At 71.6% G+C, this 17,867-nt stretch carries 14 protein-coding genes and 1 tRNA gene; 8 read left to right on the forward strand and 7 right to left on the reverse strand.

Annotation, left to right across the window (positions count from 1 at the left end; genetic code table 11):
- Positions 1-45 precede the first annotated feature (45 nt).
- From ADK67_RS21975 to ADK67_RS21985, 3 genes are all read left to right on the forward strand, one after another.
- Positions 46-1,062: an NADP-dependent oxidoreductase gene (locus ADK67_RS21975; protein WP_053718359.1), complete on the forward strand. Its 1,017-nt coding sequence runs from the start codon at positions 46-48 to the stop codon at positions 1,060-1,062.
- Positions 1,059-1,637 carry an NAD(P)H oxidoreductase gene (locus ADK67_RS21980; protein ID WP_053718360.1) on the forward strand — a complete coding sequence of 193 codons (579 nt, stop codon included), beginning with the start codon at positions 1,059-1,061 and terminating at the stop codon, positions 1,635-1,637. Before ADK67_RS21975 ends, ADK67_RS21980 begins: the two co-directional genes overlap by 4 nt.
- A gap of 232 nt (positions 1,638-1,869) precedes the next feature.
- A complete protein-coding gene (locus ADK67_RS21985; RefSeq protein ID WP_053718361.1) occupies positions 1,870-2,286 on the forward strand; it encodes a DUF3995 domain-containing protein in 417 nt (138 codons plus the stop codon).
- A gap of 90 nt (positions 2,287-2,376) precedes the next feature.
- Here ADK67_RS21985 and ADK67_RS21990 read toward each other — a convergent pair whose 3' ends face one another.
- The gene (locus ADK67_RS21990) at positions 2,377-3,543 is read right to left on the reverse strand and encodes an endo-1,4-beta-xylanase (RefSeq protein WP_053718362.1); all 1,167 of its coding nucleotides are present in this window, start codon (positions 3,541-3,543) and stop codon (positions 2,377-2,379) included.
- Between the two features lie 221 nt (positions 3,544-3,764).
- Between ADK67_RS21990 and ADK67_RS21995 the strand changes: the two genes are divergently transcribed.
- Positions 3,765-4,997 carry an SGNH/GDSL hydrolase family protein gene (locus ADK67_RS21995; RefSeq protein WP_053718363.1) on the forward strand — a complete coding sequence of 411 codons (1,233 nt, stop codon included), beginning with the start codon at positions 3,765-3,767 and terminating at the stop codon, positions 4,995-4,997.
- A 283-nt stretch (positions 4,998-5,280) separates the two neighbouring features.
- Positions 5,281-5,874, forward strand: a complete 594-nt coding sequence (locus ADK67_RS22000) for a lytic polysaccharide monooxygenase auxiliary activity family 9 protein (protein ID WP_053718415.1) — start codon at positions 5,281-5,283, stop codon at positions 5,872-5,874.
- 54 nt (positions 5,875-5,928) lie between these two features.
- Here ADK67_RS22000 and ADK67_RS22005 read toward each other — a convergent pair whose 3' ends face one another.
- The 6 genes from ADK67_RS22005 to ADK67_RS22030 form a co-directional block, all read right to left on the reverse strand.
- Positions 5,929-7,500: a hypothetical protein gene (locus ADK67_RS22005; RefSeq protein ID WP_157620733.1), complete on the reverse strand. Its 1,572-nt coding sequence runs from the start codon at positions 7,498-7,500 to the stop codon at positions 5,929-5,931.
- A 105-nt stretch (positions 7,501-7,605) separates the two neighbouring features.
- Entirely contained in the window at positions 7,606-8,598 is a 993-nt protein-coding gene (locus ADK67_RS22010; protein ID WP_053718365.1) for a pectate lyase family protein, read from the reverse strand.
- A complete protein-coding gene (locus ADK67_RS22015; RefSeq protein WP_053718366.1) occupies positions 8,598-9,590 on the reverse strand; it encodes a pectate lyase family protein in 993 nt (330 codons plus the stop codon). The genes ADK67_RS22010 and ADK67_RS22015 overlap by 1 nt, the downstream gene beginning before the upstream one ends.
- A gap of 15 nt (positions 9,591-9,605) precedes the next feature.
- Entirely contained in the window at positions 9,606-10,595 is a 990-nt protein-coding gene (locus tag ADK67_RS22020; protein WP_063797684.1) for a pectate lyase family protein, read from the reverse strand.
- A 14-nt stretch (positions 10,596-10,609) separates the two neighbouring features.
- Entirely contained in the window at positions 10,610-11,638 is a 1,029-nt protein-coding gene (locus ADK67_RS22025; protein WP_053718367.1) for a pectate lyase family protein, read from the reverse strand.
- A gap of 310 nt (positions 11,639-11,948) precedes the next feature.
- Positions 11,949-12,022, reverse strand: a tRNA-Arg gene (locus ADK67_RS22030).
- A gap of 312 nt (positions 12,023-12,334) precedes the next feature.
- Between ADK67_RS22030 and ADK67_RS22035 the strand changes: the two genes are divergently transcribed.
- From ADK67_RS22035 to ADK67_RS22045, 3 genes are all read left to right on the forward strand, one after another.
- On the forward strand, positions 12,335-15,610 hold the full coding sequence (locus tag ADK67_RS22035; RefSeq protein ID WP_157620735.1) for a HEAT repeat domain-containing protein: 3,276 nt from the start codon (positions 12,335-12,337) through the stop codon (positions 15,608-15,610).
- 76 nt (positions 15,611-15,686) lie between these two features.
- Positions 15,687-16,301, forward strand: a complete 615-nt coding sequence (locus tag ADK67_RS22040; protein WP_053718369.1) for a cysteine hydrolase family protein — start codon at positions 15,687-15,689, stop codon at positions 16,299-16,301.
- An 81-nt stretch (positions 16,302-16,382) separates the two neighbouring features.
- A complete protein-coding gene (locus ADK67_RS22045) occupies positions 16,383-17,846 on the forward strand; it encodes a flavin-containing monooxygenase (RefSeq protein WP_082403682.1) in 1,464 nt (487 codons plus the stop codon).
- The last annotated feature ends 21 nt before the right edge of the window (positions 17,847-17,867 follow it).

A 17,867-nucleotide genomic window follows, 5' to 3' on the forward strand; every position in this document is an offset into this window, starting at 1 on the left:
GGCAAGGTGGTCACCAGAGATCGAACACCTGCTCGGAGGCACACCATGACGATCATCACCACCACCCGGGAGATCCGGCTCGCGTCACGTCCGGTCGGCGAGCCGGCACCCGACGACTTCACGCTCGCCACCGTCGAGCTGCCCGCGTTGGCCGACGGGCAGGTGCTCGTCCGCAACACGTGGATCTCGGTCGACCCGTACATGCGCGGCCGGATGGACGACGTCGAGTCGTACATCCCGCCGTTCCGGCTCGGCGCGGCGCTGGACGGCGGTGCGGTCGGCGAGGTCGTCGCGTCGAAGTCGGACGCCGTGCCGGTCGGCGCGACCGTGGCCCACTTCCTCGGCTGGCGTGAGCACGCCGTGGTCGACGCGTCGGCCGTGACGGTCGTGGACACCACGATCGCGCCCGCGTCCGCCTACCTGGGCGTGCTGGGCACACCGGGACTCACCGCGTACGTGAGCCTGACCGAGATCGCGCCGGTGCGGCCGGGTGACGTGGTCTTCGTGTCCGCCGCCGCGGGCGCGGTCGGCAGCGTCGCCGGGCAGATCGCCAAGCGGCTCGGCGCGTCCCGGGTGATCGGCTCGGCGGGCGGGCCGGTGAAGGGGAAGAAGCTGCTGGACGACTTCGGGTTCGACGCCGCGCTGGACTACAAGGCGGGCGCCGTCGCCGAACAGCTGGCGTCGGCCGCGCCCGAGGGCATCGACGTCTACGTCGACCACGTCGGCGGCGACCACCTGGCGGCGGCCATCGGGGCGATGCGCGTCGGCGGCCGGATCGCGCTGGTGGGCGCGATCAGCCAGTACAACGCGACCGAACCCGTGCCGGGGCCGAACCTCTACCCGGCCGCGGTCAAGCAGCTCAGCCTGCGCGGCATGGTGGTCAGCTCCTACCTGGACCGGTTCCCCGAGTACGTCGAGCGCGCCGCCGGGTGGCTGGCGGACGGCCACCTGCGCACCGAGGAGACCGTGTTCGACGGGTTGGAGAGCGCGCCGGAGGCGTTCTTCGGCGTGCTGAGCGGCGCCAACACCGGCAAGATGCTCGTCCGCCTGGACGCGAGGTGAAAGCGCTCGTGGTGGTGGCCCACCCGCGCACCGACTCGCTCACGTCGCGCGTGGCGGCCAAGCTGGTGGACCACCTGACCGCGCAGGACGTCGCCGTGGACCTGCTCGACCTGCACGCCGAGGGTTTCGACCCGCGCATGACGGTCGAGGACGAACCGGACTGGGCCGACCGCGACAAGGTGTACTCGGCGCCGGTGCGGGAGCACATGGCCCGGATCGAGGCGGCGGACCTGCTGCTGGTGGTGTTCCCGGTCTGGTGGTTCGGGCCGCCGGCGATCCTCAAGGGGTGGATCGACCGGGTGTGGAATTACGGCTTCGCCTACGGCCGCGGCCGACCACGCCTGGCCGGCAAGCGGATGCGGTGGATCGGGTTGGCGGGCGAGACGCGGGAGACGTTCGCCGAGCGCGGCATGGACGACGTGCTCGACCGGCAGCTCCGGGTGGGCGTGTCCCACTACTGCGGGATCGCGGACGCCTCGCTGGCCCTGCTGTACGGCACGCTCGCCGGTGACGACCACGTCCGGGGACTGCTCCGGGACGTCACCGGCCTGGTGGACGTCGCTCAGAGGAGTTAAGGGGTCGGCGCGGCGGTCGCCTCTCGGCGAGTGGCTCGACGCGGCTCCAGCCGAACGGTATTCCGCGAAGGCGCTTGGTGAGGCCCGGGGACACGGACCGCACCGACCGAGTGTTCCAACGGTCGGTGGGCGCTCGGTGTTCCCGCCTCGGCGTGGCGTGCGTCACGTGCTCTCAGCTTCCGTACGCTACCGTACGGCGCAGTGACCATACGCAAGCGTACGGGGGTGTCGGATGGCGGTGTTGGCCCTGCTCACGGCGGGTGTGCTGGTGCTCGTGGGTGCGTTGCACGTGCTGTGGATCTTCTCGCCGTGGCCGTTGCGGTCACGGGAGGAGTTCGCCCGGCGGGTGGTGGACGTGCCGCCGGAGAAGCTGCCGTCGGCCGGTCTGACGCTGGCGGTGGCCGTGCTGCTCGGCGTGGCGGCCTACCTCGTGGTGGGTCGCGCGGACCTCGTCGGCGTGCCCGGCCCGGCGTGGTTGTCGGTGGCGGGCACGGCGGGCGTGGCGGCGGTGTTCCTGCTGCGCGGCGCGGGCGGGCTCGTCTCGTCGTCCCGGAAGTCGACCGAGTTCGCCCGGCTCGACCTGCGCGTCTACTCGCCGCTGTGCCTGGCGCTGGCCGCGTCCTGCGCGGTGATCGCGGTCGGCGGCTGACCCGTGACGTGGAATCGGCCCCCGCCCGGACTCGAGGTCCGAACGGGGGCCGACGGCTTGCGCTGACGCGATCGAGCGTGCGTCGGGGTGCTACTTGGCGCAGCCCGGGAGGTGCGGGTGGCGCTCGCCGCGCTCGACCGACTCCTTGGCCAGCGTGCACTGCATGACGTCGTAGGCGGGTTTGCGGGAGAAGTCCTCCCACATCACCGTCGCCGCGCCCTCGCCGGCGAAGAACACCGGCACCCAGGAGTACTTGTCGGTGAAGCCCCAGATCGTGAAGGAGTCACAGCCCTCCACGTTGAGGCACGCGACCAGCGTCCGGTTGTAGTAGTCGGCCTGCTTGGCCAGCATCTCCGCGGTCGGCACGCCGTTCGCCGGCAGGTCCATCCGCACGTCCAGCTCGGTGATGGCCGTGCCGAGACCCAGGTCGGCGAACCGCTTCAGGTTCGTCTCCAGGTCGCCGGGGAAGCCGTACCGGGTGCTGAGGTGCGACTGGGCGGAGAAGCCGTGCACCGGCACGCCCTGCGCCTTCAGGTCCTTGATCAACGCGAGGTAGGCGTTGCTCTTGGCGTTGACGCTCTCCACGCCGTAGTCGTTGAAGTACAGGTCGGCCTGGGGGTCGGCCTCGTGCGCCCAGCGGAACGCGTCGGCGATGATGCCGGGACCGAGCTCACGGATCCAGATGTTGTCGGTGGTGCGCAGCGCCCCGGTCTCGGTGAAGATCTCGTTGGCCACGTCCCACTGCTGGATCTTGCCCTTGTAGCGGCCCACGACGGTGGTGATGTGCTCGCGCAGGATCTCGCGGAGCTCGTCGGCGGTGAAGTCGCCCTGCTCCAGCCACGCCGGGTTCTGGCTGTGCCACAGGAGCGTGTGCCCGCGGACGACCTGGCGGTTGCGCTGCGCGAACTTCACGATGGCGTCGGCCATCCCGAAGTTGTAGCGGTCGCGCTCCGGGTGGATGTACTCCCACTTCATCTGGTTCTCGGCGGACACCGAGCTGAACTCCTTGGCCAGCACGGAGCGGTACTCGAGGTCCTTGGTGAACGGGTCGGGGTAGGGCTGGTCCTCGTGGTGGCCGCCACCGGCTGCGGCGGTGCCGATGTAGAACCCCTTGGGCGCCACCCAGCGGAGGCTGTCCTTCTTCGCGTGGCCCGCGGACAGGTCACCCGTGTCGGGCGAGGCTGCGGCCACGAGGGCCAGCGGCGATGTCAACGCCATCGCGGCGAGCGCGGCGGTGACGAGGCGGATCGACTTCATGGAGGTCTTCGCTTTCTCGGACGACTACGACGGCGGCGTTCGAAAGTTTCGTCTTTGATCCGGCAATTTTCGAGATGCCGGACCCTAAGACGGCCGCCGGGCGATCGTCAAGCCTTCGTCAAGTACTCACCACCGCCCGTCGGTGCTGGTCGGAGAGTTTTGTCGGGGCGGACCGCTACCGTGATCACCGAACGGGCAAGTGAGTGACTGGGGGTCACGGGATGAGGAAACTGGCGGTAGGGCTGGTCGCCGTGCTGGGGCTGGCGCTGGTCCCGGGCACGGCGGTGGGTTCGGCCGGGGCCGCGGGCCTCGGGTGGAACGCGACGTGGGCCGCCTCGCCGCACGCGCCGACCGACGTGTTCGGACCGGGTTGGGGGACGGTCGGCTTCGACGACCACACCGTCCGCCAGGTGGTGCGGATCAGCGATGGCGGCGCGGCGGTGCGGATCAGGCTGTCCAACGCCTACGGCACGTCGCCGCTGGTCGTGACCGGCGCGACGGTGGCGCGGACGGAGCAGGGCGCGGCGGTGCGCCCGAACACGGTGCGGCACCTGACGTTCGGCGGCGGTCGCTCGGTGACGGTGCCGGTCGGCGGTGAGGTGGTCGGCGACCTCGCGCCGCTGGCCGTCGCGCCGCTGAGCCAGGTGACCGTGACGCTGTACCTGGCCGGGAAGACGGGGCCGGCCACCGGGCACGCGTTCGCGAGCGCGACGAGCTGGCGGGCGTCCGGCGACCACCGGGCCGACGCGGCGGCGGACGCGTTCACCGAGACGTCGACGTCGTGGTACTACCTCGACGCGGTCGAGGTCGTCGACGCCACGCCGCGGCGCGAGGTCGTGGTGGCCTTCGGCGACTCGATCACCGACGGCACGGCGTCCACTGTGGACGCCGACAACCGCTACCCGGACGAGCTGGCCGAGCGGCTGCGCGGACGGCGCGGCGTGGTGAACGCGGGCATCGGCGGCAGCCGGGTGCTCAACGACTCGTCGTGCTTCGGCGAGAAGGCGACGGCGCGGTTCGAGCGCGACGCGCTGGCGCAGCCCGACGTGCGCACGGTGATCCTGTTGGAGGGCATCAACGACATCGGGTTCAACCAGTTCCCGATCGACTGCACCACGCCGAACCCGGTGGTCACCGCGGCCGAGCTGATCGCCGGGTACCGCGACCTGATCGGCCAGGCGCACGCGAAGGGCGTGCGGGTCGTGGGCGGCACGTTGCTGCCGTTCAAGGGCGCCGCGTACTACACCGACGCGGGCGAGGCGGTGCGGGACGAGGTGAACGCGTGGATCCGCACGTCCGGCGAGTTCGACGCGGTGGTCGACTTCGACCGCGCGATGGCCGACCCGGCGGATCCGGACGCGTTGCGGCCCGCTTACGACAGCGGCGACCGCCTGCACCCGAACGACGTGGGTTACCGGGCGATGGCCGAGGCCGTCGACCTGTCGGTGCTGTAGCTCGCGACCGACCCGAAACGCCCTCCCGGCAGCCGTCGGGAGGGCGTTTCGTCGAATTGCGGTCGAATGCGCGTCGAATGCGAAGCCGCTGTCCCGCAACACTTCCCATTTCCGCGCACGCTTGGTTACAGTGCGATTTGGGAGCGCTCCCAGCCCACCCATGGTCATTGCCAACATGGTTGTCCTCAACGAGGAGGAGAGAGTGGCGCTCATATCCGTCCCTGTGAACAAGAAGAGCCTGTTCGCCAAGGCCTTCGCGACGGTCGCGGTCGTCGCCGGGCTCATGGCGAGCATGATGACCGGCGTCGCCCAGGCGCACGGGTCGACCGTCGACCCGCCGACGCGCAACTACGGCTGCTGGCAGCGGTGGGGCAGCGATTTCCAGAACCCGACGATGGCCCAGCAGGACCCGATGTGCTGGCAGGCGTGGCAGGCCGACACCACTGCCATGTGGAACTGGAACGGCCTGTACCGCGAAGGTGTCGCGGGCAACCACCAGGGCGCCATCCCCAACGGCCAGCTGTGCAGCGGCGGGCGGACCGGCGGCATGCGGTACGCGGCCCTGGACAACCCGGGTCAGTGGAAGGCCGCGACCAAGCCGCGGCAGTTCACCCTCGACATCTGGGACCAGGCCCGGCACGGCGCGGACTACCTGCGGGTGTACGTGACCAAGCAGGGCTACGACGCCACGACCACGCCGTTGGGCTGGAACCACCTGGACCTGGTCGCGACGACCGGCCGCTACGCGCCGTCCGACCACTACCGGGTCGCGGTGAACGCGGGCAGCCGCACCGGCAGGCACGTGGTCTACGCGATCTGGCAGGCCAGCCACTCGGACCAGTCGTACTACTTCTGCAGCGACGTGATCTTCCAGTAGGCGGGCCGGGTTCCGTGCCCGCCCGAGCAGCGGTGGGCACGGAACCCGTTGCCGTCACTGGTCGATGAACAGGCCCTGGCCGAGGCCGGAGCCGGAGGAGTCGTTGCCCGGCAGGACGGTCGTGTTGTCACCGCGCGCCGGGACGCCCACCACGGTCGGCTCGCCGTCCACCAGGTAGGTGTCGCCGGTGGTCGCGCGGTCGAGGAAGACGCCGAGGCCCTGGTTGTTGCCGAAGCCGAGGCTGCCCGCCCTGGTGCTCGGGTTCTGGATCGGGCCGACGAACTCACCCGCGAACGCCCCGTGGTAGCTGTCCGCGCCGGAGTCGTCGATCAGGACGCCGGTGGTGCCGGGCAGCACGTTGGCCGTGCCCTGGACGAACCGGGGGATCCGGTCGCACAGTCCTTCGCCCTCGTCGTCCCGCACACCGCCCGCACCCTCGGTCTGGTTGGGCGCGGACGGGTCGATCGGTGCGGGCATGTAGTAGTCGTAGGTGTCGTCGCCCGCCTGGTCGTTGAGCAGGCCGAAGCCGCCGACCAGCGCGAAGCCCTGGCTGTTGCGCACCGCCGAGTACGTGTCGTCCCCGCCGTCGTCCGACAGCAGGCCGACGCCGAAGATGTGGCCCGCGCCGAGTGAGCCGGTCTTGCCGGTGTAGGCGTCGGCCGTGCCGCCCGAGTCACGCAGGACGCTCACGCCGAGGAACCCCGCGCCGGCGGTCATCATCCGGCGCACGACCGGGTCGGTGGTGCAGCCGGTGTCGTGGTCGGGGGTTTCCTTGACGCCGTAGGTGTCCTGGCCCGCGAGGTCGAGCAGGACGCCGACCGCGGGCACGCAGTCGAGCGCGGTCAGACCGGGGATGGCGCGCTGGCAGCCCTGCGCCGGGCCGGTGCCGCGCAGGCCGGTGACGGCGGAGCCGGCGGGGGAGAAGTTGAGGTCGACCATGTTGCCACCGGCGTTGTTGCGGTACGTGTCGTCGCCGCCGACGTCGATGAGCAGCATGTAGTCGTGCGCGTAGGTGTTGTCGCCACAGGTGCTGCCGTCCAGCCGCAGCACGGGCCAGAGGTCGAGGTCGGCGGTGCCGGGTACCGCGCACGAAGCGGTCGCCGGGCCGGTCGCCAGGTCGTCCAGCGTGAGCTGCAGCTCGACCGTCCGCCGCCACACGGGCTCGGCGCACGCCTTGATGCCGGCGTGCGCCAGGGGGTCCAGGGAGCCGCCGGTCTTGAGCACGAGCGGCAGCAGGCCGGTCGGGATGGCTTCGAAGCGCGTCCCGGTGACCTGCCGGCAGGTGGTCATCGCGGTGAGCAGGTTCGCGACCCGACCGGCGATTTCGGCGGACAGGCCCGAGGAGCCGATGGCCGCGGTGGCGTCCTGCGGCAGGCCGACCCCGGTGGAGAGCGCGGAGACGGCGGTGCCCAGCGCGCCGACCGGGTCGGCGGGCAGCGGGGTCGTGATGGTGGTCGGCGTGCTCAACAGGCCCTGGTGGGGCTGGAGCCGGGCGCCGACGACGGGGTCGACGGCGGCGATCGCCTGCCAGGCCGAACCACTCGCGGCAGCCGTGCCGTTCGCGGCGACGAGCAGCGCCACGCAGCCGGACAACGAGAGCAACGCTCGTCTTAATCGTCTCGACATCGTCGATGTTCCCTTCGAACGCGGATCGGGGCGGCCGAACTATAGAGTCGGCCGTCCCGATCCGCACCCTAGGGAATGCGGTGTGCGCGCGAATTTCGCCGTTCGTCAGATCTTGCCGGTGCCGGCGCCCTGGGTCACGAGCGCCTTCACGTCGGCCGGGCTGTCGAGGGCGTACTGGTAGTAGGTGCGCGGGTCGGTGACGGTGCCGCCGACGACCGGCTTCCCGCTGTTCACGAAGACGTTGTTCCGCTCCACGATGTTGCCCTTGGGCCCGGAGTAGCTGTTGGTCATGGGCTCTTCGACGTTGTCGAAGTAGTTGCCCTCGATCCAGCAGCCCGACTGGGCCTGGCACGCCGGTCCGGTGTCGCTGTTGTTGAGGAAGTAGTTGTTGAAGATGTGCACCGGGTTGCCGAACCGGGTGCGCGGGTTGCGTTGCGACGTCTTGTTGAAGAAGTTGTGGTGGTAGCTGACCTTCAGGTGGCCGGTGTCCTGGGCGCCGTTGCTGTCGGAGTGCCCGAGCAGCATGTTCTTGGCGTGGTCGTGGACGTGGTTCCACGACACCGTGACGTAGCTGGAGCCGCGCTTGATGTCGATCAGCCCGTCGTAGCCGCGGGAGAGGTCGTTGTGGTCGATCCAGACGTGGTGGCTGAACATCTGCACGTTGATCGAGTCGTCGGTGGCGTTGCGGAACACCAGGTTGCGGATGATCACGTTGTGCACGGCGTCCGCCGGCGGGGTGGTCGTCTCGCTGACCGGCAGGCCGACGTTCAGCCCGCCGCCGGTGATGCCCGACGCCGCGCCGACGCCGACGATCGTCTTGTCCGAGGTGACGTCGTGCATGCCGGCCGGCACCGTGATCATGCCCTGCACCCGCACCACGCGCGGTCCGGTGGCCTTGATCGCGGCGATGAGGTCGGCGGCGGTGGACACCGTGACCTCGGGGCCGCCCTCGCCGCCCGTCGTGCCGTTCTGCCCCAGGGCGTTGACGGCGGCGAAGCCGATCGGCGCGCTGTCGGCGGCAGCGGCCGTCACGGGTGTCGCGACGGCCAGGCCGCCGAGCAGCGTCACCGCGACCGCGACCGCGGTCGTCCTCTTCATCACGCCACCCCCTGCACGCGGCCGACGCCGGCGCCGGCCGTGACGAGGCGTGGCACGGACGCGGGGTCGTCCACCGAGTAGCTGTAGTAGGTGCGCGGTTCCACGACGGCGCCGAGCGTTTCCGGCGCGCCGGAGCCGGCGTAGATGTTGTTGCGCTCCACCACGCGTCCCGGCCCGCTCTTGTCGTAGCCGGACAGGACCGGGTGGGCGACGTTCTCGAAGTAGTTGCCCTCGACCACCACGCCCGCGTCCATGGTGGACGCGACGCCGTAGAGCGAGTTGCCCCGGTAGTAGTTGTTGTAGACGTGCACGGGCTCGCCGAAGCGGACGCGCGGGTGGCGCTGGTCCGTGCCGTCGAAGAAGTTGTGGTGGTAGGTGACGCGCAGCTTGCCCTTGTCGCTGGTGTAGGTGTCGGAGTGGCCGAGCAGGGCGGCCTTGCTGTGGTGGTGGAAGTGGTTCCACGACACGGTGACGTAGTCGGAGTTGCGCTTGACGTCCAGCAGGCCGTCGTAGCCGTCGGACAGGTCGCAGTGGTCGATCCACACGTGGTGCGCGGAGTTGGTGACGCTGATCGAGTCGTCCGAGGCGTTGGTGAACCGCAGGTTGCGGATGATCACGTTGTTGCCGGGTCGGGTGGTGGAGCCGAGCTGGAGCCCGCCGCCGGTGATCTCGGCGGTGGAGCCGACGCCGACGATGGTCTTGTTCGCGACGACGGTCAGCATCTCGTCGCCGGTCTGGATCCGGCCGGACACCGAGATGACGTACGGCTCCTTGCGGCCCACGTAGTCGGCGAGCGCGGCGGCGGTGGCCACGGTGACCGCCTGGCCGCCCGCGCCGCCGGTGGTGCCGTTCTGGCCCAGCGCGGTGACTCCGGCGAACCCGTCGGCGACGTTCAGCGCGCCGACACCGGCCCAGGCCGGGCGTGGCGCGGTGGCGGCGACCGCGGCGAGCGCCGTGCCGGTGAGCAGCCGACGGCGGTTGAGTGGGCTCATGCGTGGCCTCCTGGGTCAGATCCGGCCGACGCCGGCGCCGGCGGGGACGGTGGTGGGCAGGGTCGACGGGTGGTCGGGGGTGTAGGCGTAGTAGGTGCGCGGCTCGACGACCGTGCCGAGGGTCTGCGGCGTGCCGGAGTTGACGAAGATGTTGTCGCGCTGCACCACGCGGCCGGGTCCGCTCTCGTCGTAGCCGGAGTAGATCGGGTGCGGCACGTTCTGGAAGTAGTTGGCCTCCACCAGCACGCCGGCGTTCTCCGTGGAGGCGACGCCGTAGAGGCGGTTGTCGCGGAAGTAGTTGTTGTAGACGTGGATCGGCTCGCCGAAGCGGACGCGGGGGTGCCGCTGCTCGGTGGCGTTGAAGTAGTTGTGGTGGAACGTGGTGCGGAGCTTGCCGGTGTCCGGGCCCGCGTTGGAGTCGGAGTGGCCGAGCAGCGCGGTCTTGCTGTGGCCGTGGAAGTTGTTCCACGACACCGTGATGAAGTCCGCGCCCCGGACGATGTCGATCAGGCCGTCCGCGCCGCCGCTGAGCTCGCAGTGGTCGATCCAGATGTGGTGCGAGGACTGCTGGATGCTGATCGCGTCGTCGTCCGCGCCGGTGAACCTCAGGTTGCGGATGATCACGTTCTGCCTGCGGTACATGTCCAGGCCGCCGCCGCGGATCTCCGCGCCGGGCAGGCCGATGACGGTCTTGTTGGACCGCAGGCCCTGCTTGCTGCTGAACGTCATGATCCCGTCGACCTGGATCACGTACGGCTCGTTGCGGTCGCAGTAGTCCAGGAACGTGTCGGTGTCCCGCACGGTGACCACGGGCCCGCCCACGCCGCCGGTGGTGCCGTTCTGGCCGAGGGTGTTCGTGCCGGCGAACCCGTCGGCGGTCTGGAACGGCGCCGCCCACACCGGGTTGGTGGTGACCGGGCGGGCCGTCGCGGCACGGGCGGTGACGGCGGTGAGGGCCGTGGCGGCGGCGCCCGCGAGGAGGCTGCGCCTGCTGATGTCGCTCATCGTCGGTGCTCCTGTCAGCTGCGACCGGTGCCCGCACCGGCGGGCACGATCGTGGGGACGTCGGCGGCGCGGTTGAGGGTGTAGCCGTAGTACGTGCGCGGTTCGACCACCGAGCCGCGGAGTTCGATCTTGTGGTTGCACTCGACGAGGATGTTGTCGCGGGCGACGATCCGGCCGAGGTCGCCGCTGAAGTCGACCCGGCCGGGGTTGTTCACGCTGAAGAAGTAGTTGCCCTCCAGCACCACGCCCGCGTTCATCGCCGAGGCCACGCCGTAGCTGTTGTCGCGGTAGTAGTTGTTGTAGACGTGCACGGACTCGCCGAACCGGACGCGCGGGTTGCGCTGGTCGGACCCGTCGAAGTAGTTGTGGTGGTAGGTGACCCGCAGGCGGCCGATGTCCTGCGCGCCGTTGTCGTCGTCGTGGCCGAGCAGCAGCGTCTTGTCGTGGTCGTGGAACCTGTTCCACGAGACGGTGACGAAATCGCTGCCCCGTTTGATGTCGACCGCGCCGTCGTCGCCGTTGGAGAAGTCGTTGTGGTCGATCCAGATGTGGTGGCTGAACATCTGCACGTTGATCAGGTCGTCCGTGGCGCCGGTGAGGGCGAGGTTGCGGATGATGACGTTGTGCACGGCGTCGGCCGGGGGAGAGGTGACGTCGTCGTCCACCGGGAGGCCGATGTTGAGCCCGCCGCCGACGAGCCTGGCGTCGGCGCCCAGACCGATGATCGTCTTGTCGGAGGCGACGTCGTGCATGCCGTCCGTGGTGCCGGTCGGCAGCGTGATCGTGCCCTTGACCTGCACGACCAGCGGTTCCGGCCGGGCGATGTAGTCCAGGAACTGCGCGGTGGTGCCGGCGGTGACGACGGCGCCGCCCGCGCCTCCGGTCGTGCCGTTCTGTCCCAATGCGTTCACCGAGGCGAACCCGTCCGCGGTGGTCGCGGCCGATGCCGGCGCAGCGCCGGGCACGGAGACCGCGGTCGTGGCCAGCGCGGCGGCCACGACGACCTTCAGCAGGGCGCGCCGGTTCCCGAAAGATGTGGGCATGGCTATTTCCTCTCCCGTATGAGGGGTGAGTGCAGGGCTTATCGGGAAAGCGCTCTCTGATCGCACCGTAGCGCATGTTTCCGGCGTGTCAACGGCCGGTGGCGGCCGAGGTACGAGGTTCACATATGTGGCCGCGCTATTCGACGGACGGGTTCACATATGTGTCGCCGAAGGCCCATTCCGGCTAACCGGGAATGCTCCGCGCGGCTATTCTCGCCCGCCGCGCGCGAAGGCGGTGCTGGTCTGGAACCGCCGACCGCGCCCCGCCGGGCTCGTCCCGGCGAGACGCGGTGGCACAGGGTTCCAGCGGTGCCCCCACCAGGACTTGAACCTGGGACCTCGCCGTTCGTAGCGGCGCGCTCTGTCCTGCTGAGCTATGGGGGCCTGGTCGTGCGGTCATTCCACCGAGGTCGCCGCGAACGGCGCCCCGGTTCTCCGCTGCTCTTTTCAGGTGCCGCGAAAAGAGAAAGCCGCCCTGGTCGGTTCCCCGACGGGCGGCTCCCTGGACCGGACCTTTCAACAGGTCACGGCGGGGAGCACGGGCTGCCGGAACGGCGTCGACGCGTGTTCGTCATGTCCGCTCCTCGGCTCGGTGTGCGCACATCGTGCCGACCGGACCGCGGCACCGTCAAACCATTTCCGGGACATTCTTCGAATCCGGTGGCGTACCGTCCGCGCGGTGACCAGAATCCGGCCGTGACCACCGCGCGCCGCTTGCTCAAGGACCTCGACCCGCTGCCGTACGGAGCGCGTCAGCGCCTCCTCGCCCGCACCGCCCGCGAGCTGACCGGCTCATCCGGGTTGGCGGGGCTGTTGCGCGAGCTGGACGAACGCGGCGAGTTCGAACGGCGGCTGGCGTTGCACCTGGCCTACGTGGCCGGCGACCGCGAGCACGTCGAGCGGTGCCTCTCGGCCGGGCAGACATCGGTGGTCCGCCACGCGATCGGCGCGGCGATCCGGCTGGACCTGCCCGCCGAGGCGTTCCTGGCCCGGCTGCCGCACCTGTCGACCGCGCTGCGGCAGAACCTCTACACCGCCGTGCGCCGCCACCGGCGCCGCGCGTTGGCCGAGCGGCTGCTGCCGGTGGTGCGCGAGACGTTCGGCGACCACGAGGCCGCAGGCCTGCTCCCGGTGTGCTCGCCGGCCGTGGTCGCGGAGGCGTTGCCCGAACTGGAGCACGCGGTGACCAACTGGACTTCGCTCGGCCGCCGCCACCCGGCCGTGCTGCTCGACTTCGTCACCGCGGAACTGGACGCCACCGCGCCGGTGGAGTGGCCGACCGTGTGGCACCGCTTCGGCGCGGCCGTGGCCGCGGCGGCGCCCGCCGAGCCGGACCACGTGCTCGACGTGCTGGCACGGGTGCTGCCGCACGCGCCGCTGTCGTGGCAGTTCAACGGCACGATCGCCGGCCTGGCCCGGCACGCGCCCGCCCGCGTGGCGCGCCTGCTGGCCGACCCGAGCCGCACCGGGCACCTGCCCGACCGGCGGTCCCTGTGGCGTGCCCTGACGGTGGCCGGCGACGAGGAGCTGAGCGCCCTTGCCCGCCTGCTCGACGGCCGGAGCCTGACCCGGTTCCTGCGCGCGATCCCGCCGTCCCGGCGGTCGGCGGTGTTCACCGGCGCGTTCGGCGACCGCCCGGACGTGCCGCTGGACGCCGTGGACGAACTGCCCGCCGCGGCACGGCACGCCGTCGCACGGCGGCTGCTGGCCCTGCGCCAGGTCGCCGACGACCCGGCACGCCGACTCGCCGTCACCGCCCGGCTGGCCTGGCCGGACGCCCGCGACACGCTGCTCACCGCGACCCGCCGCGCCACCGCCGACGAGCGCGCCGAGGCGTACCCGCTGTACCTGACCGCGGCCGCCGCCACCCGTGACCCCGACGTGCTCGGCGGCGTGGTCACGGGCCTGACCAGGCTCGCCAACGAGCAGGACCCGGTGCGGTCGGCCGCGATCACCGCGCTCGGCGCCGTGCCGGCCTGGCTGTTCCGCCCGGCCGAGGCCGACGCGCTCACCAAGCTGATGGTCGACGCGGCACAGGCCCGGGACTGCTCCTGGCAGACCCGGAGCGGGGTGCGCGACCTGGCGAAGGCGCTGATCCGCGAGGGCGCGGTGTCCCGCCGTCCCGAACTGGTCGAGGCCGGGCTCGCCGGGATGGCGCACTTGGGTGACCACGTGTCGTGGATCGACCTGGACGGGCTGGACCGGTCGCTGCCGCGCGGCGCCGAGCACCAGGTGTTCGAGGCGCTGCGGCCCCGGCTCGTCGCGGACGCCCGGCGCGGCCGGTTCGACTTGCTGCTCGGGCTCGCGATGGGCCTCGGCCGGCGGGCGTGGCACGTGCCGGGCGTGCAGGACCTGCTGGACCAGGCGCGGTCGGCCAAGGACGACGGTGTGGTGCGGCGCGCGGTGGACCTGTGGCTGGCGCCGCGCGACCGACGGGACGAGCGGGTGGGGCGCGTGCTCGCCGACGACCCGTCCACCATCACGTTGTGGTCGGTGCAGGCCGCGGTCTCGTTGCGCCGCACCGACCTGCTGGACCGGGTGATCGGCCGGTCCGCGCACGGCCGGTTCCTGCGGCGGAAGGTGCGGTACGTGCCGCCGTTCCAGCAGTGCTTCGACCGGTGGCTGCCGCGTCAGGTCACCGCGTTCGCCACGGAGCTGACCGCGCTCGGGACGTCCCGTCACGCCAACCCGTACGAACGCGCCGGCGCCGTGCGGACGCTCGGCCGGGTGCCGGGCACCGCCGACCTGGTGCGCGGCTTCCTCGCCGACGGCGAGGTGCAGGTGGTGGAGGCGGCGCTGTCCGCGTTGGCGTGGACCGACGAACCGGCCGACGTGCTGCCGGACCTGCTCGCGCACGTCGACACCGACCGCGCCCGGGTCGCCGTGTACGCGGTGAGCCGGTGCGCCCGCTTCACCGCGCCGGAACGGCTCGGCGAACTGCTCGCGCCCGTGCTCGAAGGGCCGAAGGTGACCGCGCGCAAGGAGGCCGTGCGGCTGATCGCGCAGCACCGAACGCCGGGCGCCGCGCCGGCGTTGGCGCGGGCGTGGGAGAACGGCCACCGCGACGTGCGGCGCGCGTTGGTGTCCGCGACGCGGTGGTTCCTCGACGACGAGGCCGCGTGGGAGCTGCTGGCCCGTGCCGTCGCCGACGAGCACGCGGTGGCGGGCGCGGTCGTCCAGTGGCCCGACACGGTGCCGCGCCGGCACCGGACCCGGTACGCGGAACTGGTGCGGGTGCTCGCGGACTCGCCCGACCCGGACACCGCCCGGCTCGGGTTGACCGCCTCGTCGCACTGGACGCGCTGGTCGGCGGGCGGCGTCGAGCTGCTGGTCGGCCGCGTGACCGACCTCGCGGACACGGCGACCTGGCGGCACGCGCTGGCCGCGTTGGTGCGGCTGTCCGCCGCGACCGCGGACGTGACGCCCCTGCGTGCCGTGGTGTCGGCGCTGCTGGCGCAGGACGGCGGGTTCGACGCGGAGGAGGACCGCGACCTGCCCGCACGGCAGCGGATCGCGGCGCTCGTGCGTGAGCTGGCCGACACCCGCGACTCGGACCGGTCGCGTGCGGCGGCCCGGGCCCTGGTCGGTGACCTCGTCACGACCGGCTACCGGTCGTGGGCGGTCAAGCTCGCGGTGGTCGCCGTCCCGTGGGAGGAACCGGGCGCCGAACTCGACGCGTTGCGCGAGGTGGCACGCCTGGCCGTGCGGCCGACGACCGCGTGGCGGGCCGCCGAGGAGTTGGCGACCGTGCTCCCGGACGTGCTGCGGCGGGTGTCGCGGCCACGGCTGCTCGACGTGGCCGGGGCACTGGTCGTCGAGGGCGCGCCGGCGCTCGCGCTGGCGATCACGACCGCGGCCGGGCGTGACGCCGGGTGGCCGGCGGAGTGGCGTGAGCTGCTGCGCGGCCTGCGCCGGCACGACGACCCGGACGTGCGTGAGGCCGCCTCGGACGTGTTCACCAGCGAGGAGTGAACCCGGACGTCGCATTGCCGGCAGCGCCGCGGCCCCGTTGAATCAGGGCCGCGACCGCCGAAGACTGGAGCCCGCGATGACCGAGTTGGTGCTCGACCCGAAGACGACCGCGCTGGTGCTGATCGAGTACCAGAACGACTTCACCAGCGAGGGCGGTGTGCTGAACGGCGCGGTCAGCGAGGTGATGGGCAGCACCGGCATGCTGCCCAAGACCGTGACCCTGGTGGAGGCGGCACGGGCGGCCGGGGTGACGGTCATGCACGCGCCCATCACGTTCGCCGAGGGTTACCACGAGATCTCGTCTCACCCGTACGGCATCCTCAAGGGTGTCGTGGACGGCAAGGCGTTCGTCAAGGGCAGCTGGGGTGCGGCGATCGTGGACGACCTCGCTCCCCGCGACGGCGACATCGTGATCGAGGGCAAGCGCGGGCTCGACACGTTCGCCAGCACGAACCTCGACTTCATCCTGCGCAGCAAGGGCATCACGACCATCGTGCTCGGCGGGTTCCTGACGAACTGCTGCGTCGAGTCGACCATGCGCACCGGCTACGAGAACGGGTACAAGGTCATCACGCTGACCGACTGCGTCGCCGCCACGTCCCAGGAGGAGCACGACAACGCGTTGCGCTTCGACTTCCCGATGTTCTCGGTGCCGGTCACGGCCGACGACGTGATCGCCGCCCTGTCCTGACTCCGTCCGGTTCGCCCATCGCGGGCACTCGGCACAGGTGCGGTGGGCCGGGCGCGCCGATCAACCGGGGGAGTGGCGGCTATGAGAGCGTGTGTCGTGGGGGCCGGGCCGGCGGGGATCGTCACGGCCAAGGTGTTGCTGGAGAACGGCTTCGACGTCACCGTCTTCGACAAGTACGAGCGCGTCGGCGGGATCTGGTCGCCGGGCGGCTGCTACGACGGGTTGTCCAACCAGTCCGCGCTCCGCCTCTTCGAGTTCGCGGACCTGCCCAACCGCCTGCGCTTCGCCAGTTCGGTGGACTGCCAGCGCTACCTGGAGGACTACGCCAGGACGTTCGGCGTGCTCGACCGCGTCCGACCGGGCACCGAGGTGACGTCCATCAGGCCGGTGGACGGGCCGGGGCGGGTCGGCGCCTCCGGGTGGCTGGTCGACTCGCGCCCCGCCGGGGACGAGGACGCGCCGGTCCGCCGCGAGGCGTTCGACCACGTGGTCGTCGCCAGCGGGGCGCACCACCACGTCCACGTGCCCGACCTGCCCGGCCGCGAGTCGTTCCGCGGCACCGTGCTGCACGCCAACGACGTGCGGTCCGGGACGTTCACCGGCAAGCGCGTGGTCGTCGTGGGCGGCGGCAAGTCCGCGTTGGACCTGGCCACCCGCGCGGCACGCGAGGCGACGTCGGCCACGCTCGTGCAGCGCAAGATCAACTGGATGATCCCCGAACGGCTGCTGCTCGGCACGGTCGGCTACCGGTGGATCCTGTTCACCCGGCTCGGCGAGGCGCTCCTGCCCCGCTACCACGACCCGGCGTGCGTCCGCCCGGTCGACCGCCTCGACGACCGGGTCAAGCGGGTCCTGTGGCGGCTCGTCACCCGCGACATGCTGATCTCCGCCGGGTACACCCGGCTGCCGAAGCGGCTGCGCCCGGATCGACCGCTGCCCTTCCACCTGGCGCACGCCGGCGTGATGCCGCGCGGTTACGTGCGCGCCGTCCGCCGCGGCCTGCTCACCGCCGAGGTCGGCGCGGTCGAGGCGTACACCGACGAGGGCCTGCGCCTGGCGACCGGCCGGGAGGTGCCGGCGGACGTCATCGTGTTCGCCACCGGCCACCGCCGGGTCTTCCCGTTCCTCGACCTGGAGCCGCACGACGACACCGGTCGGCTGCGGCTCTACCGCGGCATCGTGCCGCCGGGCGTCGACCGGCTGGGGTTCGTCGGGTTCCGCCAGGTCTTCAACAACATCATGGGCGTGGAGCTCACCGCGCACTGGCTGGTCCGCCACTTCCTGGGAACCCTGCGCGCCACCCCGGACGAGCAGGGGATGGAGGCGGCGGTCGACGCGCGCCTGGCGTGGCAGGAACGGGTGCTGCCGGGCACCGGCGGCTACGACTTCGGCCCCTACGACATCCACTGCGCGGACGAGCTCATGCACGACATGGGCCTGCCGTCCCACCGCGCGCGCAACGTCCTGGCCGAGTACCTGCTCCCCGGCGGGGTCGCCCACCGCTACCGCGGCCTGACGGCCTCGACCACCCACCGCCGCCCGTAGCGCGCGGCCGGTCCGCCGGGC

Origin of the sequence: Saccharothrix sp. NRRL B-16348 (assembly GCF_001280085.1) — a bacterium.
In the GTDB taxonomy this organism is placed as follows: domain Bacteria; phylum Actinomycetota; class Actinomycetes; order Mycobacteriales; family Pseudonocardiaceae; genus Actinosynnema.